Source organism: Exiguobacterium sp. s152, assembly GCF_018618335.1.
GTDB classification, from domain to species: domain Bacteria; phylum Bacillota; class Bacilli; order Exiguobacteriales; family Exiguobacteriaceae; genus Exiguobacterium; species Exiguobacterium chiriqhucha.
The window spans coordinates 119,253-140,947 of record NZ_JACSLX010000002.1 but is presented as its reverse complement, the minus strand read 5'-3'; the positions used below and the strand labels follow the sequence as shown (position 1 = coordinate 140,947).

Genomic DNA, 21,695 nt, shown 5'->3' with positions numbered 1-21,695 from the left:
CCTTTTTCTAAAAAAGGAGAATCATATGCGACTGTTACATACATGGGAAACCGAGACGTATCGCTATCAGGCTTATGTGACGACCCGGACGGACGGACATAATCAAGGCAACGTCGGACTCCACGTCGGTGATGACGCTGAACAGGTCGTCGCCAATCGGGAGTACTTCTTTGACGCGGCGGGTATTGCCCTCGCGGATTCGGTCTGGGCCGACCAAGTCCATCAGACGAACGTCGAAGTCGTCGGCGACGTCGACCGCGGCAAAGGCGCCTATCGCTATGACGAGACGATTCCGGCGACGGACGGTCTCATTACGACGGCCGATGCGTTGCCACTCGCTCTCGTCTTCGCTGACTGCGTCCCGCTCTTCTTCTGTGCCGAGCACCATGGCGTTATAGGTGTGGCGCATGCCGGTTGGAAAGGGACGGTCGGGAATATCGTCGCTGCGATGACGGATGCGTTCGCCACGCTCGGTGTTCCGGCCGAAGCGATCGACATGTTCGTCGGGCCAGCCATCACAGCCGAGCATTATGAGGTTGACCGTCGCGTCCTGGATGCGGTCGAAGCGGTCTCACCGGCTGCGTATGCGTCATCGGTCATGGACGAACGAGCAGACCACGCCCATCTATCACTGCAACGAGTGAATGAGACGCTCGCTGTGGAACGAAATATCGAGGTTACCCAATCGAACTTGTCGACCGTTTCTGATCAAACCTTTTTCTCGTATCGGAACGGAGACGCCAAGCGTCGCTTTGCGGCCGTCCTCGTCAAGGAGAAGAAATCGTGAGTATAGCCAATAATGTGAATCAAGTCAGACAGACGATCGACGCGCATCGGACCGATCAAGCGGTGACGCTCATCGCGGTCACGAAATCGGTCGGTCCCGACGTGGCGAACGCCCTCTATGCAGAAGGCATCCGCGACTTCGGCGAAAATCGTCCTGAAGGATTGCTTGAAAAAGTCGAGCAATTGCCGCCTGATGCCAAGTTTCATTTCATCGGCAGCCTGCAGACACGTAAAGTGAGACAAATTATCGACCATGTGGCAGCGATTCATTCGCTCGACCGCCTTTCGCTCGCTGAAGAGATCAATAAACGTGCCCAAGGCGTGATCGATTGTTTCGTGCAAGTGAACGTATCGGGCGAAGCATCAAAACATGGTCTTGAAAAAGAGGAAGTCATCCCGTTCATCGAGAACTGTAAACAGTATCCTCACGTGCGGATCATCGGCTTGATGACGATGGCCCCGTTCACAGAGGACGAGACGGTGATTCGGGAGACGTTCCGAAACTTGAGACAATTGCGCGATGACGTCGCGCGTCATGCTTATCCGCATGCACCGTGTACCGAACTGTCGATGGGTATGTCGAATGACTACACGTTGGCGATTGAAGAAGGCGCATCGTTTGTTCGTATTGGAACCGTACTTGTGCAATAATATATTTTAAGGAGGAATCCGTTATGTCAATCAAAAACAAAATGAAGGACTTCTTTGGACTCGAGGAAGATCCGAACAACCAGTTCGAAGGAGACGAGTATGCTGTCGCCGAAACGAAGACACAACCGATGACGGAGGCAATCGTCAAAACTGAGGACCGTCCGAAAACATCGAACAATATCGTCGCGTTGAACACGAAGAAGAAAGAACGTTCAAAAGTCGTCTTGGCCGAGCCGCGTGTATTCGCCGAAGCCCAAGATATCAGCGACCAGTTGAAAGAAAACCGGGCCGTCATCGTCAACCTTCAACGGATGTCGAAAGAGCAGTCTCGTCAAGTCGTCAACTTCTTGTCAGGTGTCGTCTATGCGTTAGAAGGGACGATGACGTCGATTGGACATAACACGATTCTATGTACTCCGAACAACATCGAGTTGACGGGGTCGATCTCGAACTTGATTTCGGAGGACGAACTCAATAGTAAAGGGTGGTAACTGAATGGAAAATGCTATACCTGCGTTAGGCAACACGATCGTTACATTACTTGGATATTATAGTTGGGTCTTGATTGCCTATATTTTATTATCGTGGTTCCCAAATGCGCGTGAATCAAAGTTTGGTCAAATCTTGTCGTATCTTTGCGAACCGTTTTTGAATCCGTTTCGTCGCATCATCCCACCAATCGGCGGGATGCTCGACATCTCCCCAATCGTCGCTTTATTTGTGCTACGGATGGCGCAATTTGGAGTGCGTGCGATTTTCGGTATTTAAATGAGCGTCTTCGATCATTATCGACCGAACGAACGGGCATTTATCGAGCAAGTGCTCGATTGGGTTCAACAAGTCGAGGACAACTATATGTTGAAAGTGACGGACTTTTTAGATCCACGCGAGCAACAAATCGTCCGGCAACTCGTCGGAAAGCAGCTCGCGATTTACGAGGATGGCGGATTTGTCGGCGCGGAACGGCGTCGTCTGATCCTGGCTCCGGATTATTACGAGCTCGATCCGAACGATTTCGAGATTGCGATTCGTCAAATCGACTATCCGACCAAGTTCGTCGAATTGACGCACCGTCAAGTGACGGGAACGCTCTTGAACGCCGGGTTGAAGCGGCAGAAGTTTGGCGACGTCGTCCTTGATGATGGTATCGCCCAGTTCGCCACGACGCGTGACGCGGCTAGTTTCATCGAGATGAACGTTGATCGGGTCGGCAAGGCTCGGATTCGCATCTCCGAAGTGGCGCCTGAGGCTGTGCTCGTCGTACCTGAAGTCAAATGGAGCGAGGAGTTCGGTATCGTCACATCACTCCGGTTTGACACGGTCGTCAGCGAAGTGCTCGGTTTATCTCGGCAAAAAGCGCAGGCGCTCGTCAAACATGGAGACTGTAAAGTGAATCATAAACCGATTGATGATCCGAGCTTCATCCTTGAACCAGACGATTTGGTCTCGATCCGAGGGTATGGCCGTGTCAAACTGACGGCGATTCTCGGCTCGACAAAGCGTGAGAAAATAAAAATCCAGTATGGCATCATACGTTGAACTTAGGAGGAAAGTCGAATGGCGTTGACACCGATTGATATTCATAATAAAGAGTTCTCGACTCGTTTTCGCGGGTACGATATCGATGAGGTCAATGAATTTTTAGATCAAATCATTAAAGAATTTGAACTATTGATTCGTGAGAATAGAAGGTACGAAGAGCTCGTCAACGATATGCAAGCCCGTATCGACTACTTCTCCTCGATGGAAGACACGTTGAACAAATCGATTATCGTCGCCCAAGAGGCAGCTGAAGAAGTGAAGACGAACGCGGCCAAGGAAGCGAGTCTCATTTTGAAGCAAGCCGAACGCGAGGCGCTCGCCCGTGAGGAAGAAGCGTCACGCAAAGAGCAACTCGCCGAACGTGAAGTCATTCAAATGCTCAAGAAAGTCGAATTGTACCGGACCCGGTTCCGCGTCCTCGTCGATGCTCAGATGGAGCTCTTGAACAGCACTGAATGGGACACGATTGTCGGGGAGCCGCCGGTCCAGACGGTTCTTGACGATACGACCGAACTTGCGTATAATGACGACGAAGTCATACCAACAAAACATCACGGATAATACACAATACGTCGATTAGGACACGTCGATAAAGTCATACCTACGAAGCGACTTAGGGAAGGTGCAAGCCTAAGAGAAAGACTTTATCGGTATCCCCTATGAGTGTCGGGCTGAAGTTAGTAAGCGCGACCGCCTGACCTCGTTATCGGTTACCAAGAGCGGTCTCGGGGTTTTCCCTGAGATTAGTAGGGTGGTACCGCGAGTCGACCAACTCGTCCCTATTAGGGGCGGGTTTTTTTGTTGTCAAAAAAAGATGCAGGAGGAGTTTCAATGAACTACAAAGACACACTATTGATGCCTGACACAGAATTCGCGATGCGCGGAAATCTGCCGAAACGTGAGCCAGCGATGCATGAGGCTTGGGAACAAATGGACCTATACAACCGCGTCCAAGAGAAAAACGCCGGGAAACCGCAATACATCCTTCACGACGGACCTCCGTACGCGAACGGTGACATCCATATGGGCCACGCGCTCAACAAAGTATTGAAAGACATCATCGTCCGTTTCAAATCATTGAACGGCTACCAGTCACCGATGATTCCGGGCTGGGACACACACGGTCTCCCAATCGAGAACGCGCTACAAAAAGCGGGTGTCAACCGCAAAGAAATGACGGTCGCCGAGTTCCGTGAGAAGTGTGCAGCGTATGCGATGGAACAAGTAAACTCGCAACGTGAACAGTTCAAACGCCTCGGATTGCTCGCTGATTTTGACAACCCGTACATCACGCTCCTCCCAGAATACGAAGCGGCTCAAATCCGTCTCTTCGGGACGATGGCCGAAAAGGGCTACATCTATAAAGGGAAGAAACCGGTCTATTGGTCACCTTCTTCTGAATCGGCGCTCGCTGAAGCAGAAATCGAATATTACGACAAGAAGTCACCGGCCATTTACGTGGCGTTCCAAGTCGTCGACGGGAAAGACGTTCTTCAGACGACCGATCATTTCGTTATCTGGACGACGACACCGTGGACAATTCCAGCCAACCTCGGGATCGCGGTCAGCGACGAGTTGGCGTACACGCGTATCGAGCATGACGGCAAAGGGTATATCGTCGCCGAATCGCTCGTGGAAGAAGTGACGACGGCACTCAAGTGGACGGATTACACGGTGAGCGGTTCTTGGAACGGACGTGAGTTCGAGTACATGACGGCGCAACACCCGCTCTACGACCGGACCTCGCTCGTCATGATCGGCGATCACGTCACGGCTGACGCGACAGGTCTCGTCCATACGGCACCTGGACACGGGGAAGACGACTATCGTGTCGGACAAGCGTACGGACTCGACGTCTTGTGCCCGGTCGACGACCGTGGTTATATGACGGATGAGGCGCCAGGTTTCGAAGGCTTGTTCTATGAAGACGCGAACAAACAAATCGGGATGAAGCTCGAAGAGAACGGCTACTTGCTCAACTTGAAATTCATCAAACACTCGTACCCGCACGACTGGCGTACGAAAAAACCGGTCATCTTCCGCGCGACTCCGCAATGGTTCGCCTCAATCAAAGACTTCCGGGCCGATATGCTCCGTGAAATCGAAGAAGTGAACTGGGTGCCGGAATGGGGCATGACACGTCTTTACAACATGGTCCGTGACCGTGGGGACTGGGTCATCAGCCGTCAACGCGCCTGGGGTGTTCCAATCCCGATCTTCTATGCCGAAGACGGAACGGAAATCATCACGAACGAGACGATCGAACATATCGCCAACTTGTTCCATGAACACGGATCGAACGTCTGGTATGAGCGCGAAGCGAAAGACTTGTTGCCAGCAGGCTTCACACACCCGAACAGCCCGAACGGCGAGTTCCGTAAAGAGCTCGACATCATGGACGTTTGGTTCGACTCAGGTTCGTCACATGCGGGCGTACTCGAACAGCGCGACAACTTGCGCCGCCCGGCCGACTTGTACCTTGAAGGATCGGACCAATACCGCGGCTGGTTCAACTCGTCACTCTCGACGGCTGTCGCGACGACTGGCAAAGCGCCGTATCGCAACGTGCTCAGCCACGGTTTCGTTCTCGACGGAGACGGACGCAAGATGTCGAAGTCACTCGGTAACACGATTGCACCGAACGACCTCGTCAAACAGTACGGAGCAGAAATCGTCCGTCTTTGGGTGTCGTCGGTCGACTATCAGTCAGATGTCCGCGCGTCACACGATAACTTTAAACAAGTGTCGGAAGTATACCGGAAAATCCGCAACACGTTGCGCTTCTTGCTCGGTAACTTGAACGGATTCGACCCGTCGATGCGTGTCGCGTTCGAAGACATGCCGGAAGCGGACCGCTTCATGGCGACAAAACTCAAACAGCTTCAAGCGAAAGTCGTCAAAGCATACGACACGTTCGACTTCATGGCCGTCTATCACTTGAGCCATAACTTCTGTGTCAACGAGTTGTCGTCATTCTATCTCGACTTCACGAAAGATATCCTGTATATCGAGCGCGAAGATGACGCGCGTCGTCGTGCCGTTCAAACGGTCATGTATGACACGGTCGTCACGCTCACGAAATTGCTCGCCCCAATCCTTCCGCACACGGCGGATGAGGTATGGCAAGAAGTGCCGGCGAAACAAGCGGATAGCGTCTTCTTGACGGACCTTGACGAAGTGGCGGCATTGTCGGAAGACGAGAAGGCGTTGCTTGCGAAATGGTCGAAGTTCCTCACGTTCCGTGACGACGTCTTGAAAGCGATCGAGATTGCACGTGGTGAGAAATTGATCGGGAAACCGCTCGAAGCGAAGTTGCTCGTCGCGCCGAAAGGTGAGACGAAACAGTTGCTCGAGACGATCGACAACGTGCGCCAATTGCTACAAGTGTCACAGCTTGATTACGTCGACTCGGCTGATGTCGATTATGCGACAGCCGAAATCAGCGTCTTGAAAGCTGATGGTGCCGCTTGTGCCCGCTGCTGGACGTACTCGACCGAGCTTGGTCAAGACGAACAGCACCCAGAGCTTTGCCCGCGTTGTACAGAAGTCATCGCATAAGCCGGACCGGAGTGGCGATCGTCCACTCCGGTTTCTTATGACTTGAAAGGAGAATCTGATGAAACGTTACTACGGATTAGCACTTTTCCTCATTTTGCTCGACCAAGTGACCAAATGGATCGTCGTCCAGACGATGACAATCGGACAGTCGATTGAACTCATCCCTGGGTTGCTTTATTTGACGTCTTACCGTAATAAAGGTGCGGCTTGGGGCATGCTCGAAGGGCAGATGGTGTTCTTCTTTATCGTCACGGCCATCGTCGTCGTCGGTTTGATTTACTTCTTGCATAAAGAAGTGAACGGGTTCGATTTGCTCGGTTATAGCGTCGGGTTACTACTCGCCGGTGCCATCGGGAACTTTATCGACCGTCTCTTCCGCGGAGAAGTCGTCGACTTTGTCGACACGTACCCGTTCGGATACAACTTTCCCATTTTTAATGTCGCCGATATGGCGCTCACGTTCGGGGTCATCTTTATGATCATCGGCGTCTTGTTCGAAGAAAAATTAAACAAAGAAAGGGGACAATCGTAATGGAAACTTACACATTTGTCGCCGAAGAAAAGGCTCGTATCGATAAATGGATGAGCGAACAAAGTGATTGGTCACGTTCGCAAATCCAAGACTGGATCAAGGCGGGAGACCTGCTCGTCAATGGACAGATCGTCAAGCCGAACTATAAATTGCAAGAAGGCGACGAAATCGTCGTGACGGTCCCAGATGCCGTCGAACTCGAAGTGTTAGCTGAGAATATCCCGCTCGACGTCGTCTATGAGGACGAGGATGTCATCGTCGTCAATAAGGCACGCGGCATGGTCGTCCATCCGGCGGCCGGCCATACGTCAGGGACGCTCGTTAACGCGCTCCTCTACCACTGTGACGATTTGTCAGGCATCAATGGCGTCAAACGTCCAGGCATCGTCCATCGCATCGACAAAGACACGACCGGTCTCCTCATGGTCGCGAAAAACGATGTGGCCCACGAATCGCTCGCGAGCCAGTTGAAGGATCGTAAAATCAAGCGTGAATATATCGCCCTCGTCCACGGCGAAGTCGCCCATGAACTCGGGACAATCGAAGCGCCAATCGGGCGTGACACGAACGACCGTCAACGGATGACGGTGACCGACAAGAACGCGAAAGAAGCAATCACGCACTTCCGTCTGCTCGAGCGGTATAAAGATTTCACGCTCGTCGAGTGTAAATTGGAGACGGGACGGACGCACCAAATCCGCGTTCACATGCGTTATATTGGCCATCCGCTTGCTGGTGACCCGAAATACGGTCCACGCCGTACGATTCAATTGAACGGTCAGGCGCTCCACGCGGCGACGCTCGGTTTCTTCCATCCGCGTACGAACGAATGGCTTGAATTCGAGGCGAAACTCCCAGCCGACTTCGAGGCGGAGCTTGCCAAATTAGACAAAATCGAGAAAACGCGTTGACTTTCAACCGATTCCGATTTATAGTCTAGGAAGCATAACACCTTTAAACCCAGTCCAGAGAGGCTGTGAAAGGATTGTGGCCGCGGCCACGACACGTCGATTATTTGAGGCAGAGGTCTGCCCTCACATATGAAGACTTCCTTTTCCAGCCGGATCAGGAAGTCTTCTTTTTTTATATAATTTGTGAGAGGGGAGAACTAGTTGAAACGTTCCACCATTTTAGACGAAGCGGCCATCCGCCGCGCACTTACCCGAATCGCCCATGAGATTATCGAGCGAAACAAAGGGACGGACAACGTCGTACTCGTCGGGATTAAAACCAGAGGCGAGACGCTCGCCGACCGGCTCGCCCGCCGAATCGAAGAAATCGAAGGCAAACCGATTGCCCTCGGCAACTTAGACATCACGCTCTACCGGGATGACTTATCAAAGAAATCACTCGACCCGGAAGTGAAAGCGACCGAGTTACCGCATGATATCAACGGCAAGACGGTCGTCTTGATTGACGACGTCCTCTACACAGGCCGGACAGTGCGGGCTGCCATGGACGCACTCGTCGACCACGGACGTCCGGATTATATCCAGCTCGCCGTCTTGATTGACCGCGGGCACCGCGAGTTACCGATTCGCCCCGACTTTGTCGGCAAGAACGTCCCGACGTCGAAGTCGGAACAAGTCGTCGTCAGACTCAGTGAAGTCGATGCGACCGACGAAGTATTCATCAAACAGCAATAATCAAAAAACCTTTAAGGTGGTCCAGAGAGGCCAGGAAGGAGAACCACATATGAAACCCATCCTCAACATCCACGAGCGTCCCGCTCACTTACCGCAATGGCTGCTCTTCAGCCTGCAACACGTCTTCGCCATGTTCGGAGCGACGATTTTAGTCCCGATTTTGACGGGGTTGAACACGTCCGTCGCCCTCGTCGCTTCCGGTGTGGCCACGCTCTCATTCCTAGCCATCACACGATTCAAAGTCCCAACTTATCTCGGATCGAGCTTCGCGTACATCGCGCCGATTATCGCCGTCAGCCAACAATGGGGTGTCGAAGCCGCCTTGTTCGGAGGCATCATCGCCGGTTCCGTTTACGGCGTCGTCTCGCTCATCATCTATAAGACCGGCGTGAACTGGTTGCTACGCTTGCTGCCGCCGGTCGTCGTCGGTCCGGTCATCATGGTCATCGGCTTATCGCTCGCACCGGTCGCCATCGACATGTCGATGAATAAAGACGGGGCGTATAACGGAACGTTCATCATCGTCGCGTTGCTCACGCTTGGCATTACGATTCTCGCCATGACGACGCTCAAAGGAGTATGGGGCGCTGTCCCGATCTTGTTCGGCATCATCGGTGGTTACCTCATCGCCGCACTGTTCGGAATCATCGACTACTCGGCGCTCGGACAAGCGAGCTTGTTCCAACTGCCTGACTTCACGATGGTGTTCGTCGACTACATGCCGATGTGGCAAGTCGGGGCACTCCTCGCCATCGTCCCCGTCGCACTCGTCACGATGACGGAACATATCGGCGACCAGATGGTCACGTCGAAAATCATCGGCCGCGAGACGATGAAAGACCCAGGTCTCCATCGGACCCTCCTCGGCGATGGGGTCGGGAAAGCGGTCGCCTCGGCACTCGGTGGTCCACCGTGTACGACTTACGGTGAGAACAACGGGGTCATGGCTATCACGAAAGTGTATAGCGTCTACGTCATCGCCGGAGCGGCACTCATGGCCATCAGTTTCGGATTCCTCGGACACGTCGAAGCGTTCATCTCGACGATTCCGAACCCGGTCAAAGGCGGCATCTCGATTCTCTTGTTCGGGGTCATCGCCTCGAATGGTCTCCGGACGATGGTCGAGAGCAACGTCGATCTCGCCGAGAAACGCAACCTCATCATCGCCTCGGTCATCCTCGTCATCGGACTTGGTGGGGCGATGGTACAACTCGGCAGCTTCCCGGTCCAAGGGATGGCGCTCGCAACGGTCGTCGGGATTCTCTTGAACGCCTTCTTGCCAAAAGCGGAAAGCGTGGAAGAACCTGCTGCTGAAACAACTGAAGACACACGACAAGCAAGTAACTTTTAATTCGATCCCGTGAGGTCGGCAAAGTGAAGGCTCGTTTATTTGGGTGTGTTCTGCCCAGATAAAGGCGTCCCTTCACGTAGGTGAAGAGACGCCTTTTCTCTTTGCCTTCACATAAAAGGAGGAGACGAACATGAACATCATCAAACAACAACCGAAGCATTTTGTCAGCTTGGACACGCTATCCCTCGACGAGATTATGGGTTTGATCGAGGAGTCGCTCCGTTATAAACAAGGGAACATGCCCCCATTGTTCGATGGGAAGACGGTCGCGAATTTATTCTTTGAAAACTCGACGCGAACGAAAAGTTCGTTTCAAATGGCCGAACGGCATTTGAAGGTCCAGGAAATCCCGTTCGACGTGGCGACGTCTTCGGTGACGAAAGGTGAGACGCTCTACGACACGTGCAAGACGCTCGAGGCGATTGGGGTCGATGCCCTCGTCATCCGCCATCCGGAGTCGGGATACTATCATGAACTCGTCGAAACATTGAATATCCCGGTGTTGAACGGCGGTGACGGGAGCGGGGAACATCCTTCCCAGTCACTCCTCGACCTCGTCACGATCTTTGAAGAGTTCAAGACGTTCGAGGGATTGAATATCGCCATCTGCGGCGACCTCGTCCATAGCCGTGTCGCCCGCTCGAACGCCTCGGTGCTCAAACGGCTCGGTGCGAACGTCGTCGGCTGCAGCCCCGCCTCCTGGTGGGACGAGTCGATGGGGCTCGAGCATCGTGACCTCGACGACGTGTTGGCCAACTGTGACGTCATCATGTTGTTGCGCGTCCAGCACGAACGCCACATCATGGGCGATATCTTCTCGAAAGAAGATTACCATGTACGCTACGGCTTGACGCCGGAACGCGTCGAGCGGATGAAACCGCAAGCCATCATCATGCATCCGGCCCCGGTCAATCGGGACGTCGAGATTGCCGGCAGTTTAATCGAACATCCGCAGTCGCGTATCTTTCCACAGATGACGAACGGCGTTTACGCCCGGATGGCCATCTTAAATCGAGCATTAGGGGGACAATTATGATACTTCAACACGCAACTTGGTATGACGGGAACACGAAACGGACGACGACGCTATTGATTGAGGACGGCGAAATCCGCTCGGTCGACTATAACGGCACGACTGAAGGACACGAAGTGATCGATGCGACAGGGATGCTACTCATCCCGGGACTCGTCGATGTCCACGTCCACTTGCGCGAACCGGGTGGGGAGAAGAAAGAGACAATCAAGACCGGGACAGAGGCGGCTGCGGCCGGCGGATTCACCACAATCTGTGCGATGCCGAACACGCGTCCGGTCCCAGACGACCGCGCCACGATGGACCAGCTGTTGGCAAAAATCGAGCAAGACGCCATCGTGCGTGTCCTGCCATACGCCGCCATCACGAAACGACAGCTCGGCACCGAGCAAGTCGACATGGCCTCGCTCGCCGATTCGTTCGCCTTCACCGACGACGGGGTCGGCGTCCAATCGGCAGCAATGATGCGTGCGGCGATGCAGGAAGCGAAACGACTCGACAAGGCGATCGTCGCCCACTGCGAGGACAATACGCTCAAGGCCGGTTCGGTCCACGAAGGCCGGTTCAGTGAAGAATATGGCATCCAAGGCATCCCGAGCCTCGCCGAGAGCATCCATATCGCCCGGGACGTCTTGATCGCCGAAGAGACAGGCTGTCACTATCACGTCTGCCACGTCTCGTCACGACAGTCGGTGCGCGTCATCCGCGACGCCAAACGAGCCGGTATCCGGGTCACGGCCGAAGTGACCCCGCATCACCTCGTCCTCTGTGAAGACGATATCCCGGGCCTCGACCCGAACTTTAAAATGAATCCACCGCTCCGGAGCGCGGACGACCGGGAGGCGCTACTCGAGGGCTTGTTCGATGGCACGATCGATATGATCGCGACCGACCACGCCCCGCACACGGCCGAGGAGAAGGCGGCCGGCATGGAACGGGCCCCGTTCGGGATCACCGGTTTCGAAACGGCGTTCCCGCTCTTGTACACGACGTTCGTTAAAACGGGACAGATGGAAGAGGCGGCGCTCATCGAGTGGATGACGAAACGACCGAGCGACGTGTTCGGGTTGCCGTACGGTGTGATTGAAGTCGGCCGAGCGGCGGACCTCGCCCTCATCGACCCTGAGACGGAGCGGGTCGTCAATCCGACGACGTTCCGCTCGAAAGGGAAGAACACACCGTTCGCTGGGAAGAAACTAGTTGGCTGGCCGGTCATGACCATCGTGGCTGGAAAAATCGTATATAAGGGGAGATTCGATGAAACGAACATTATGGCTTGAGGACGGTACTTCATTTGTAGGAACAGCGTTTGGTGCAAGTGTGGAGACGATCGGGGAAGTCGTCTTCCAGACCGGAATGACCGGGTATCAAGAGATGTTGTCTGACCCATCGTACTGCGACCAGCTCATTGTGTTGACGAATCCGTTGATCGGGAACTATGGCGTCAACCGCGAAGATTTTGAGACGACCGTTCCGATGGCGAAAGGGCTCATCGTCAAAGAAGTGTGCGACACACCGTCGAACTTCCGCTCGACCGCGACGCTTCATGATACGCTCAAACGCTTCAACATCCCGGGTCTAGCAGGAGTCGACACACGCATGTTGACGCGTCACTTGCGCTCACTCGGCGTCATGCGCGGTGTCATGGTCGACGGCGACTCGACGTGGGAGACGGTCAAACACCGCTTCGATGTTCTCCTGCCGACCAATCAAGTCGAGCGTGTCTCGACGAAGCGGGCGTATGTCAGCACCGGCAGCGGCCCACGGATTGCCCTCATCGATTTCGGCGCGAAGCTCGGCATCATGCGTGAACTCGTGAAACGTGACTGTGAAGTCGTCGTCTTGCCGCACGACGTGACGGCAGAAGAAGTGATGCGCTATGAGCCGGACGGCGTCATGCTGTCGAACGGACCGGGGGACCCGAAAGACGTCCCGACGGCGTTACCGCTCATCGAGCGCCTCATGCCGACACTCCCGATTTTCGGAATCTGTCTCGGCCATCAGTTGATCGCACTCGCGAGCGGTGCCAATACGTTCAAACTCCCGTTCGGTCATCGCGGTGCCAACCATCCCGTGGTCGAACTAGAGACCGGAGCGGTGACAATCACGTCCCAAAACCACGGCTACGCAGTCGATGAAGCGTCACTCGCGACGACAGGACTCGTCGTCACGCATCGCGCCGTCAACGATGGCACGGTCGAAGGTGTGAAGCATCTGCATCATCCGACGTTTTCGGTCCAATATCATCCCGAGGCGGCACCGGGTCCATACGACGCCAACGATTTATTTGACCGTTTCATGCAACTCGTTCAAGAAAACAAACAGAAAGTAGGAATGTGACATGCCAAAACGACCAGATATTCAGAAAATCCTTGTAATCGGATCCGGCCCAATCGTCATCGGACAGGCGGCAGAATTTGACTATGCTGGTACCCAGGCGTGTCTTGCCTTGAAAGAAGAAGGATATGAAGTCATCCTCGTCAACTCGAACCCGGCGACAATCATGACGGACCCGACGACGGCGGACCGTGTCTATATCGAACCGCTCGAACCGGAGTTCGTCGAACGGATTATCCGTCAAGAGCGACCGGACGCGCTCCTGGCCACACTCGGCGGCCAGACCGGCCTCAACTTGGCGATGGAACTCGATCGTCGCGGTGTGCTTGAAGATTGCGGCGTCGAATTGCTCGGGACAAAATTATCGGCCATCGAACAAGCTGAGGACCGGGAACAGTTCCGCGACCTCATGTATAAGCTCGGCCACGGGGTCCCGGAAAGCGAAATCGTGCAGTCGCTCGAGTCGGCTTGGGGCTTTGCCGACCGGATCGGCTATCCGATTATCATCCGTCCGGCGTACACGCTCGGAGGAACCGGTGGCGGGATTGCCCATGACCGGAATGAATTCGAACAGTTCGTCGAATCAGGACTGAAAGCGAGTCCAGTGACACAAGTGTTGCTCGAGAAATCGATTGCCGGCATGAAAGAAGTCGAGTATGAAGTGATGCGCGATTCGAGCGACCAGGCCATCATCGTCTGTGCGATGGAAAACTTTGATCCGGTCGGGGTCCATACGGGCGACTCGATCGTCTTCGCTCCGACGCAGACACTGTCGGACCGCGACTATCAGATGCTCCGCAGCGTCTCACTCGATATCATCCGCGCTCTCGGCATCGAAGGGGGATGCAACATCCAGTTCGCCCTTGACCCGGACAGCTTCACGTACTACGTCATCGAGGTCAACCCACGTGTCTCCCGCAGTTCGGCGCTCGCCTCGAAAGCGACGGGATACCCGATCGCCAAGTTGGCTGCGAAAGTAGCGGTCGGATACAAGTTGTCAGAATTGAAGAACCCGGTGACGGAGACGAGTTACGCCTCGTTCGAACCGGCGCTCGACTATGTCGTCGCTAAGATTCCGCGCTTCGCCTTCGATAAGTTCGAGACGGCTGACCGCCGGCTCGGCACCCAGATGAAAGCGACCGGGGAAGTGATGGCGATCGGCCGCAACTTGGAGGAAGCGCTCCTTAAGGCTGTCCGTTCGCTTGAACTCGGGACAGAAGACTTGGCCGTACCGCGGCTCGCACAATTGACGACGGATGAGCTCAATCGCGAGTTGACGACGCCGACGGATGAGCGACTCTGGATGCTTTATGAGGCACTCCGTCGCGGTTATTCGACGGAACAGTTGCATGAGCTGACCAAAATCGACCGTTTCTTCTTATCGAAACTCGCACGGATTTGGCAACATGAAGAGACGCTCCGGCTTGAGCCGCTCACGAAAGAACGGCTCGTCGAAACGAAGCGTCTCGGGTTCAGCGATAAGATGATCGCCCGCATCGTAAACGAGAATGTGGAGACGGTGACGACGCTTCGGAACGACTGGGGCATCCGTCCGGTGTACAAGATGGTCGACACGTGTGCGGCTGAGTTCGCCTCGGAGACACCATACTTTTACGGGACGTACGAAGTTGAGAACGAGGCCGTGAAGACGGACAAGCCGTCGATTCTCGTCCTCGGTTCGGGCCCGATCCGCATCGGTCAAGGTGTCGAGTTCGACTACGCGACCGTCCACTCGATTCAGACGATTCGTGACGCAGGTTATGAAGCGATCATCATTAACAACAACCCGGAGACGGTGTCGACCGACTTCTCAATCTCGGACCGACTCTACTTCGAACCGCTTACGACCGAGGACGTACTCGAGGTCATCCGCAACGAACAGCCACTCGGCGTCATCGTCCAGTTCGGTGGCCAGACGGCCATCAACTTGGCAGCCTCGCTCGAAGCAGAAGGGGTCCAGATTTTAGGGACATCGCTTGAAGACATCGACCGCGCCGAAGACCGGAAAGCGTTCGAAGCGACGCTCTCGGCCGAAAAGCTCGCCCAGCCTCCAGGCAAGACGGCGGTCACGGTAGAAGAGGCCGTCGCGTGTGCCGACATGCTTGGCTATCCGGTACTCGTCCGCCCATCATACGTCCTCGGCGGCCGGGCGATGGAAATCGTTTATGAGCGCTCGGAGCTCGAGCGGTATATGCGCCACGCCGTCGTCGCCTCGAAAGACCGTCCCGTCCTGATCGACCGCTACTTGACGGGCATCGAGATTGAAGTCGACGCCATTTGTGACGGGACGGACGTCTACATCCCGGGCATCATGGAACATATCGAACGGGCCGGGGTCCACTCGGGCGACTCGATTGCCGTGTACCCGCCGCAGCGGTTGAGCGAAGCGTTAAAACAGAAAGTCGTCGATTACACGATTAAACTCGCCAAAGCGTTCCGGATCAAAGGATTGCTCAATATCCAGTTCGTCTACGCGGACGACTTATACGTCATCGAGGTCAACCCGCGGGCGAGCCGGACCGTCCCGTTCATCTCGAAAGTGACGGGCCTTCCGGTTGCACGCATCGCCACGCAGACGATTCTCGGAACGAGTTTGAAAGACCTCGGGTTAGGGACCGGCTTGCATCCGGAAGCGGACGCGATTTCGGTCAAAGTCCCTGTATTCAGTTTCGCGAAACTGAAAGAAGTCGACCCATCACTTGGGCCGGAGATGAAATCGACCGGTGAAGTCATGGCGACAGACCGCACGCTCGAAAAGGCGTTATATAAAGGACTCGTCGCCGCCGGCATGACGATCGCCTTGAAAGGGAACGTCCTGTTGACGGTCGCCGACCAAGACAAGGAAGAGGCGCTCGACATCGCCCGCCGTTTCAACCGACTCGGATTCCGCCTGATGGCCACGTCTGGCACGGCGCATGCGCTCTCGACAAATGGCTTGCCGGTCCACCCGGTCGGGAAAATCAATGAGGCCGGAGAGACGATGCTGAGCGTCATCGAACGAGGGGAAGTCGATATCGTCTTGAACACGACGACGCGTGACGCCCTTGCGACGAAAGACGGGTTCATCATCCGTCGGGCCGCGGCCGAGCAAGGGGTGCTCTGCCTGACGTCGCTCGACACGGTCGAGGCGCTGCTCCAAGTCATCGAGAGCCTGTCGTTCCAAACGACGAGTTTACCGGCCTTCACGACATTCGGGGTGACCGTATGAGACAACTCGCGACCATTTTATCGAACCGATTGATTGCGACGGCGACGATGGAGATGAAAATCGAGATCGCACCGCAGGCCGTTGCGCCGGGCACGTTCTTCCATATGAAGACGTCAGAGCTGTTGCGCCGGCCGCTCTCGGTCGCGAACGTCGAAGACAACGTCGTCACGTTCCTGTATAAAGTGATCGGCAGTGGGACGGCAGATTTGGCCGCGCGTCGGACGGGAGACGTCTTAGACGTCCTCGGACCGCTCGGCAACGGTTTCCCGCTCGAACAGACGGGTAAACGGGTCGTGCTCGTCGGTGGGGGCATCGGGGTGCCGCCGCTCTACTACACGCGGCGCCTGCTCGCCGCCCGTGGCATCGAGACGGTAGCAATTCTCGGGTTTGATACGAAAACGAGCATTTTTTATGAAGACGCGTTCCGTGAACTTGGGGAGACGATCATCACGACGGTCGATGGAACGTATGGAGAAATGGGATTTGTGACAGGTCCGCTTGCGCGGGTCGACGCCGATGTCTTATTCAGCTGCGGGCCGGAACCGATGCTGAAAGCGGTCGCCGCGTCACACATCGAAGAGCGCTATATCTCGATTGAGAATCGGATGGGGTGTGGCATCGGCGCTTGTTTCGCTTGCGTGTGCGAAGCGCCAAGCGGTTACGTCAAAGTGTGCAGTGACGGACCGGTATTTCGGGCAGAAGAGGTGACGCTATGAGACTTCACGTCGATTTGCCAGGCTTACAGTTAAAGAATCCGATTATGCCAGCATCAGGCTGTTTCGGATTCGGGGAAGAGTTCGCCAAACTCTATGACTTATCGATGTTAGGCGGAATCATGATTAAGGCGGCGACAGGCGAGTCGCGATTCGGCAACGGGACGCCGCGGGTCGCCGAGACGGCACAAGGCATGTTGAACGCCATCGGCCTTCAAAACCCGGGTGTCGACGCCATCATCGAACACAAACTACCGTTCTTGTCCGCGTTCGATACCGAGATTATCGCCAATGTGGCCGGCTCGACGCCCGAAGAGTACATTCGTGTCGCGCGAGAGCTCAGTGCCGACCCGACCATCAAGGCGCTCGAACTGAACATCTCGTGCCCGAACGTGAAGTGCGGCGGGATGCAATTTGGGACCGATCCCGACATGGCGGCGGAATTGACCCGACTCGTCAAAGCGGCGTCAACAAAACCGGTATACGTCAAACTGTCACCGAACGTCACGTCAATCACAGCGATGGCGAAAGCGGTCGAAGCGGCCGGGGCCGATGGCATCACGATGATTAACACGCTCGTCGGGATGCGCATCGACGTCACGACCGGGCAGCCGATTCTCGCCAATCGCATCGGTGGTTTGTCTGGACCGGCCATCAAACCGGTCGCCATTCGGATGGTCTATGAGGTCGCCCAGGCCGTCGATATCCCGATTATCGGGATGGGCGGCGTGCGGACGGTCGACGACGTCTTGGAGTTCATTTATGCGGGTGCTTCGGCAGTCGCGGTCGGAACGGCCAATTTTGAAAATCCTTACGTCTGTCAGGAAATCATCGAAGCGTTACCAGGACGACTCGACGAACTTGGGATTGATCATATTTTAGACATCAGGGGGAAAGCTTATGAACAGACTGTATCTCGCGCTTGATGTCGAAACGGGCGCCGACGCGTTCCGATTATTGGAACGAATCGAACAAAAACCGGCCGTCAAAGTCGGGATGGAACTGTTCTATCGGGAAGGGGGCCGCTTTGTCGAGCAACTCGTCGACAGCGGGTACCCGGTCTTCTTAGACGTCAAAGTTCATGACATCCCGGAGACGGCACGGCGGACGCTCCGTCAAATCGGCCGCCTCGGCGTCGAGTTGACGAACGTCCATACGTTCGGCGGCGAGACGATGATGCGTTACGCCTTGGACGGCTTACGTGAGGTGACTGATACGACGAAATTGATTGGGGTCACCCAGTTGACGTCGACCGATGAACAAATGCTCGCCGAAGAGCTACACATCGAAGGAGGATTGGAACAGGCCGTCCTTCGCCAGGCTTCCATGGCCGGCCGGGCCGGGCTCGACGGAGTCGTCGCGTCCGTGCATGAGGCCCACTCGATTCGCCAAGCGCTCGGCTCGTCATTTTTGACCGTGACGCCCGGTATCCGCATGAACGAGACAGCGGACGACCAAGTCCGGATCGCCACGCCGAAAGCGGCTCGTGACGCCGGTGTGTCGGCCATCGTCGTCGGCCGACCCATCACCCGGGCTGAAGACCCGAACGCTGCCTATGCATACTACTTACAAGAATGGAGTCGAACTTATGAGACAAATCGCTGAAGCTTTATTACAAATCGAGGCCGTGACCCTATCACCAGAAAATCCGTATACGTGGTCGAGCGGGATGAAGAGTCCGATTTATTGTGACAATCGCTTGACGCTCAGCTATCCTGACGTCCGCAACCTCATCATCGACGCGCTCGTTGAGGTGATCCGTCCGCTCGATGTCGACGTCATCGCCGGGACAGCGACAGCGGGAATTCCCCATGCGACGCTTGTCGCCGACCGGCTCGGGTTGCCGCTCGTCTACGTCCGTTCGAGTGCGAAAGGACATGGGAAAGGGAATCAAATCGAGGGCCGGTTTGAACCGGGGGCTCGTGTCGTCGTGATTGAAGACTTGTTGTCGACCGGCTCGTCGAGCATCGAGGCCGCCAAAGCGATTCAGGAAGCCGGCGGGGAAGTCGTCAAGATTCAAGCGATTTTCTCCTACAGTCTGAGCCGCCTCGCCATCAATCTGTTAGACTCCGGCTTCACGGCGCATGCACTGATTACACTTTCGGATTTGCTCGACGTTGCCGTCAAGAAGCGAATCATCAGTAAAGAAGAATATGCTTCCTTACGTGACTGGCGAAACGATCCGACAGGTTGGAGCGAACGTGTCTTATCTTCATAATCTGTAACGAGAATCCACCTCCGGGCGGATTCTTTTTCTATTCGGTACATGGCATACTGAACATGTTAGAATAGGGAAAGCAGTCAACAAAGGAGATGTGTATGGCGTATTCTAGAATGAAGGGAAAATCCTTGAAAGTCCGTTTTCAAGAGATCCCGAAACATCGTAAACTTGCGTTCGGACTCGTCCTCACCGTTTTGCCCCTCATTTTCTTCTTGAATTTATTCATATTCAGTCACGTGTTGGCACTTGGGGACACGTACGAGGACCGCTATCAAATGAAGAAACTTCGGCTCGAGACGGCGCACGGAAATGTCGAGTTCGTTCGAAGTACGAATGAGAAGGTCCACATTGATGTGTTACAGACGAACTCGAAAGAGCGTCGCATCAAAGTCAAATCGGTTGGCGATACGATTTCGGTCGTCGAACGATACGGACAATTCAGTCAATTTGGCAGTCGAGCGAGCGATGAACCGTCTCGTTATAAAATCCGAGTCGCCTTGCCGAGCTCGATGACATCGATCGAAGTCGAGGCCGAGCAAGTGACCGGCCAAGGATTGATTGCCAAGACAATCGTCTTGGAGGCGAACGCCGTTAATGTAAAAAAACTCGAAAGTGATCGGCTTCGTGTCGAAACACGGAGTGATATGACACTCGAAACCGTCCGTGTCGTCACGGGAGATATCCGTTCGTATCGGAACGCGACCGTGAGCGACATCGTCGTCAATCAAAGCATGACGATTCAGACGGAGGCGGGGACGCTCGCGTACGCGCCGCGTAATGCGACCGGACAAGTGAACGTCACGACCACAGGCAACGTGACGGCGTCGGAACGGTTCAATGAAATCGGGGGCGGCGTATACCATCTGTCGAACTCGAACCGACCAAACATCGAACTCATTTCCGAGACAGGAAAGGTCGAGCTTAAATGATGAACAAACGTTACATCCCAAAAGTCGGACTTCGAACTTTGAAGACCGGCATCGCCGTCGCCATCACCATCGCTTTGTCCTGGTACGTATTCGGCATCTATTCTGGCATGGGGGCCATCGCGGCCGTCGTCGCGATGCAACCGACCGTGAAGCGGTCATCGAAAATCGTCTTCAGCCGCATCTTCGGAACGATGGTCGGGCTCATGTGCGGTCTCTTGATCGTCTATGCGTTCGGGGTCAACCCGATTTCAATCGGACTCGCCGTCATCGTCGCGCTCACGCTCAACACGACGTTCGATAAGACACACATGTCGACGTATGCCGCGTTCGCAATCGTGCTCATGCTCGAGAATCCGACGACCGACTTCTTCCACTATGCGTGGACCCGTTCATTATTGACGGCCGTCGGGGTCTTCGTCTCGCTCGGTGTCAACTATGCGTTCATGCCGCCTCGTTACGAGGAGCGGTTGCTCAGTGAGATTCGGAAGACGTCGGCGTACATGTTCCAGCACTGGCGCGAGCTCATCGGCTCGCCGTCCGAGTTGCTCGAGACGCGGGCCCGCATCCTCGGCCATCAGGAGCTGCACATGATGCTACAAGAGGATATGAAAGTGACGAACGTGAAATTGAAGCATTTGACGATGAAGCAATACCGGTTGTTGATTCATCTCGAGGATAAGCTCGTCTTGTTGCTCGAGAGTCTCGCTGAACACCGGGAGGCGCTGTTGATTATGGACGAGGAAGAGCGCCGGGCGTTCGAATCCGAGTTTTTATACCTGCTCGCGCATCACCACGATATCCTTTATACGTGTGACAAGCCGCATGCGCTGTTCACGTTGCCGCATGAGGATTTATCCGTTTCTGAAATCTTACACGGGCATTTGCTCGACTATCATGAACAGCTCGAAGCGTTCAAACATAATCCGAAATAAACGAAGGCCTCGTTTTAGCGACGGGGCCTTTATTTGTTGTCAATGTAAGTGGAGATGTCATATTTACACATGCCTTTGGCGACACCCTCCGTTTCTGGGGCGATGCGGATATCTCCGCAGTGCGTGCCGCACTTTACGGGGTCATCCTTGCATCGCTATCCCCAAGGAGTTCGGGTGCCGGCCTTGGCATGTGTCTGCTCGCCTATCGATCAGACGTGTACCAATCCTTTCGTTCGTCCGCCGGCGTCCCGACTCC

General features: G+C 55.0%; 21 protein-coding genes. All 21 read left to right on the top strand.

Going from position 1 to position 21,695, the window contains the following annotated elements:
* Window positions 1–25: 25 nt before the first annotated feature.
* The 21 genes from pgeF (at window position 26) to KNP72_RS04630 (ending at window position 21,439) form a co-directional block, all read left to right on the top strand.
* Window positions 26–787, top strand: coding sequence for a peptidoglycan editing factor PgeF (gene pgeF, locus KNP72_RS04730; protein ID WP_214832351.1), 762 nt, complete (start codon window positions 26–28; stop codon window positions 785–787).
* Window positions 784–1,437, top strand: coding sequence for a YggS family pyridoxal phosphate-dependent enzyme (locus tag KNP72_RS04725; RefSeq protein WP_214719479.1), 654 nt, complete (start codon window positions 784–786; stop codon window positions 1,435–1,437). Before pgeF ends, KNP72_RS04725 begins: the two co-directional genes overlap by 4 nt.
* A gap of 23 nt (window positions 1,438–1,460) precedes the next feature.
* Window positions 1,461–1,928: a cell division protein SepF gene (locus KNP72_RS04720; protein WP_029595732.1), complete on the top strand. Its 468-nt coding sequence runs from the start codon at window positions 1,461–1,463 to the stop codon at window positions 1,926–1,928.
* A gap of 4 nt (window positions 1,929–1,932) precedes the next feature.
* Entirely contained in the window at window positions 1,933–2,205 is a 273-nt protein-coding gene (locus KNP72_RS04715) for a YggT family protein (RefSeq protein ID WP_021067051.1), read from the top strand.
* Window positions 2,206–2,976: a YlmH family RNA-binding protein gene (locus KNP72_RS04710; protein WP_214832349.1), complete on the top strand. Its 771-nt coding sequence runs from the start codon at window positions 2,206–2,208 to the stop codon at window positions 2,974–2,976.
* 18 nt (window positions 2,977–2,994) lie between these two features.
* Complete coding sequence (locus tag KNP72_RS04705; RefSeq protein WP_021067053.1) at window positions 2,995–3,540, top strand: DivIVA domain-containing protein; 546 nt, start codon at window positions 2,995–2,997, stop codon at window positions 3,538–3,540.
* Window positions 3,541–3,810: 270 nt separating this feature from the next.
* Entirely contained in the window at window positions 3,811–6,537 is a 2,727-nt protein-coding gene (ileS, locus tag KNP72_RS04700) for an isoleucine--tRNA ligase (protein ID WP_214832348.1), read from the top strand.
* A gap of 58 nt (window positions 6,538–6,595) precedes the next feature.
* Entirely contained in the window at window positions 6,596–7,069 is a 474-nt protein-coding gene (lspA, locus tag KNP72_RS04695; protein WP_021067055.1) for a signal peptidase II, read from the top strand.
* The gene (locus tag KNP72_RS04690; protein ID WP_214719477.1) at window positions 7,069–7,980 is read left to right on the top strand and encodes an RluA family pseudouridine synthase; all 912 of its coding nucleotides are present in this window, start codon (window positions 7,069–7,071) and stop codon (window positions 7,978–7,980) included. The genes lspA and KNP72_RS04690 overlap by 1 nt, the downstream gene beginning before the upstream one ends.
* Before the next feature lie 201 nt (window positions 7,981–8,181).
* Window positions 8,182–8,715, top strand: a complete 534-nt coding sequence (pyrR, locus tag KNP72_RS04685; RefSeq protein WP_021067057.1) for a bifunctional pyr operon transcriptional regulator/uracil phosphoribosyltransferase PyrR — start codon at window positions 8,182–8,184, stop codon at window positions 8,713–8,715.
* A gap of 49 nt (window positions 8,716–8,764) precedes the next feature.
* Window positions 8,765–10,066, top strand: a complete 1,302-nt coding sequence (locus tag KNP72_RS04680; protein WP_214832347.1) for a uracil-xanthine permease family protein — start codon at window positions 8,765–8,767, stop codon at window positions 10,064–10,066.
* Between the two features lie 130 nt (window positions 10,067–10,196).
* Window positions 10,197–11,102 (top strand): aspartate carbamoyltransferase catalytic subunit, encoded by a 906-nt coding sequence (locus KNP72_RS04675; RefSeq protein WP_214832346.1) that lies wholly within the window; start codon window positions 10,197–10,199, stop codon window positions 11,100–11,102.
* Window positions 11,099–12,379: a dihydroorotase gene (locus KNP72_RS04670; RefSeq protein WP_214832345.1), complete on the top strand. Its 1,281-nt coding sequence runs from the start codon at window positions 11,099–11,101 to the stop codon at window positions 12,377–12,379. The genes KNP72_RS04675 and KNP72_RS04670 overlap by 4 nt, the downstream gene beginning before the upstream one ends.
* Entirely contained in the window at window positions 12,357–13,439 is a 1,083-nt protein-coding gene (locus KNP72_RS04665) for a carbamoyl phosphate synthase small subunit (protein WP_214832344.1), read from the top strand. Before KNP72_RS04670 ends, KNP72_RS04665 begins: the two co-directional genes overlap by 23 nt.
* Window position 13,440: 1 nt before the next feature.
* The gene (gene carB / locus KNP72_RS04660) at window positions 13,441–16,644 is read left to right on the top strand and encodes a carbamoyl-phosphate synthase large subunit (RefSeq protein WP_214832343.1); all 3,204 of its coding nucleotides are present in this window, start codon (window positions 13,441–13,443) and stop codon (window positions 16,642–16,644) included.
* On the top strand, window positions 16,641–17,360 hold the full coding sequence (locus tag KNP72_RS04655) for a dihydroorotate dehydrogenase electron transfer subunit (protein WP_214832341.1): 720 nt from the start codon (window positions 16,641–16,643) through the stop codon (window positions 17,358–17,360). The genes carB and KNP72_RS04655 overlap by 4 nt, the downstream gene beginning before the upstream one ends.
* The gene (locus KNP72_RS04650; protein WP_214719470.1) at window positions 17,357–18,283 is read left to right on the top strand and encodes a dihydroorotate dehydrogenase; all 927 of its coding nucleotides are present in this window, start codon (window positions 17,357–17,359) and stop codon (window positions 18,281–18,283) included. The genes KNP72_RS04655 and KNP72_RS04650 overlap by 4 nt, the downstream gene beginning before the upstream one ends.
* Complete coding sequence (gene pyrF, locus KNP72_RS04645) at window positions 18,258–18,962, top strand: orotidine-5'-phosphate decarboxylase (RefSeq protein WP_214832340.1); 705 nt, start codon at window positions 18,258–18,260, stop codon at window positions 18,960–18,962. The genes KNP72_RS04650 and pyrF overlap by 26 nt, the downstream gene beginning before the upstream one ends.
* Window positions 18,946–19,575, top strand: a complete 630-nt coding sequence (gene pyrE / locus KNP72_RS04640) for an orotate phosphoribosyltransferase (protein WP_131471147.1) — start codon at window positions 18,946–18,948, stop codon at window positions 19,573–19,575. The genes pyrF and pyrE overlap by 17 nt, the downstream gene beginning before the upstream one ends.
* 116 nt (window positions 19,576–19,691) lie before the next feature.
* On the top strand, window positions 19,692–20,507 hold the full coding sequence (locus KNP72_RS04635; RefSeq protein WP_251128882.1) for a hypothetical protein: 816 nt from the start codon (window positions 19,692–19,694) through the stop codon (window positions 20,505–20,507).
* The gene (locus KNP72_RS04630) at window positions 20,507–21,439 is read left to right on the top strand and encodes an FUSC family protein (RefSeq protein WP_251128881.1); all 933 of its coding nucleotides are present in this window, start codon (window positions 20,507–20,509) and stop codon (window positions 21,437–21,439) included. Before KNP72_RS04635 ends, KNP72_RS04630 begins: the two co-directional genes overlap by 1 nt.
* Window positions 21,440–21,695 lie beyond the last annotated feature (256 nt).

What these genes read in the sequence shown, in the direction of transcription:
- KNP72_RS04675 (WP_214832346.1), top strand. Translation starts at nt 10,197, where the DNA reads ATGAACATCATCAAACAACAACCGAAGCATTTTGTCAGCTTGGACACG.
- KNP72_RS04705 (WP_021067053.1), top strand. Translation starts at nt 2,995, where the DNA reads ATGGCGTTGACACCGATTGATATTCATAATAAAGAGTTCTCGACTCGT.
- KNP72_RS04710 (WP_214832349.1), top strand. Translation starts at nt 2,206, where the DNA reads ATGAGCGTCTTCGATCATTATCGACCGAACGAACGGGCATTTATCGAG.
- pyrF (WP_214832340.1), top strand. Translation starts at nt 18,258, where the DNA reads ATGAACAGACTGTATCTCGCGCTTGATGTCGAAACGGGCGCCGACGCG.
- carB (WP_214832343.1), top strand. Translation starts at nt 13,441, where the DNA reads ATGCCAAAACGACCAGATATTCAGAAAATCCTTGTAATCGGATCCGGC.
- KNP72_RS04650 (WP_214719470.1), top strand. Translation starts at nt 17,357, where the DNA reads ATGAGACTTCACGTCGATTTGCCAGGCTTACAGTTAAAGAATCCGATT.
- KNP72_RS04680 (WP_214832347.1), top strand. Translation starts at nt 8,765, where the DNA reads ATGAAACCCATCCTCAACATCCACGAGCGTCCCGCTCACTTACCGCAA.
- KNP72_RS04635 (WP_251128882.1), top strand. Translation starts at nt 19,692, where the DNA reads ATGAAGGGAAAATCCTTGAAAGTCCGTTTTCAAGAGATCCCGAAACAT.
- KNP72_RS04670 (WP_214832345.1), top strand. Translation starts at nt 11,099, where the DNA reads ATGATACTTCAACACGCAACTTGGTATGACGGGAACACGAAACGGACG.
- KNP72_RS04715 (WP_021067051.1), top strand. Translation starts at nt 1,933, where the DNA reads ATGGAAAATGCTATACCTGCGTTAGGCAACACGATCGTTACATTACTT.
- KNP72_RS04630 (WP_251128881.1), top strand. Translation starts at nt 20,507, where the DNA reads ATGAACAAACGTTACATCCCAAAAGTCGGACTTCGAACTTTGAAGACC.
- KNP72_RS04690 (WP_214719477.1), top strand. Translation starts at nt 7,069, where the DNA reads ATGGAAACTTACACATTTGTCGCCGAAGAAAAGGCTCGTATCGATAAA.
- pyrE (WP_131471147.1), top strand. Translation starts at nt 18,946, where the DNA reads ATGAGACAAATCGCTGAAGCTTTATTACAAATCGAGGCCGTGACCCTA.
- KNP72_RS04655 (WP_214832341.1), top strand. Translation starts at nt 16,641, where the DNA reads ATGAGACAACTCGCGACCATTTTATCGAACCGATTGATTGCGACGGCG.
- KNP72_RS04720 (WP_029595732.1), top strand. Translation starts at nt 1,461, where the DNA reads ATGTCAATCAAAAACAAAATGAAGGACTTCTTTGGACTCGAGGAAGAT.
- KNP72_RS04665 (WP_214832344.1), top strand. Translation starts at nt 12,357, where the DNA reads ATGAAACGAACATTATGGCTTGAGGACGGTACTTCATTTGTAGGAACA.
- ileS (WP_214832348.1), top strand. Translation starts at nt 3,811, where the DNA reads ATGAACTACAAAGACACACTATTGATGCCTGACACAGAATTCGCGATG.
- pgeF (WP_214832351.1), top strand. Translation starts at nt 26, where the DNA reads ATGCGACTGTTACATACATGGGAAACCGAGACGTATCGCTATCAGGCT.
- lspA (WP_021067055.1), top strand. Translation starts at nt 6,596, where the DNA reads ATGAAACGTTACTACGGATTAGCACTTTTCCTCATTTTGCTCGACCAA.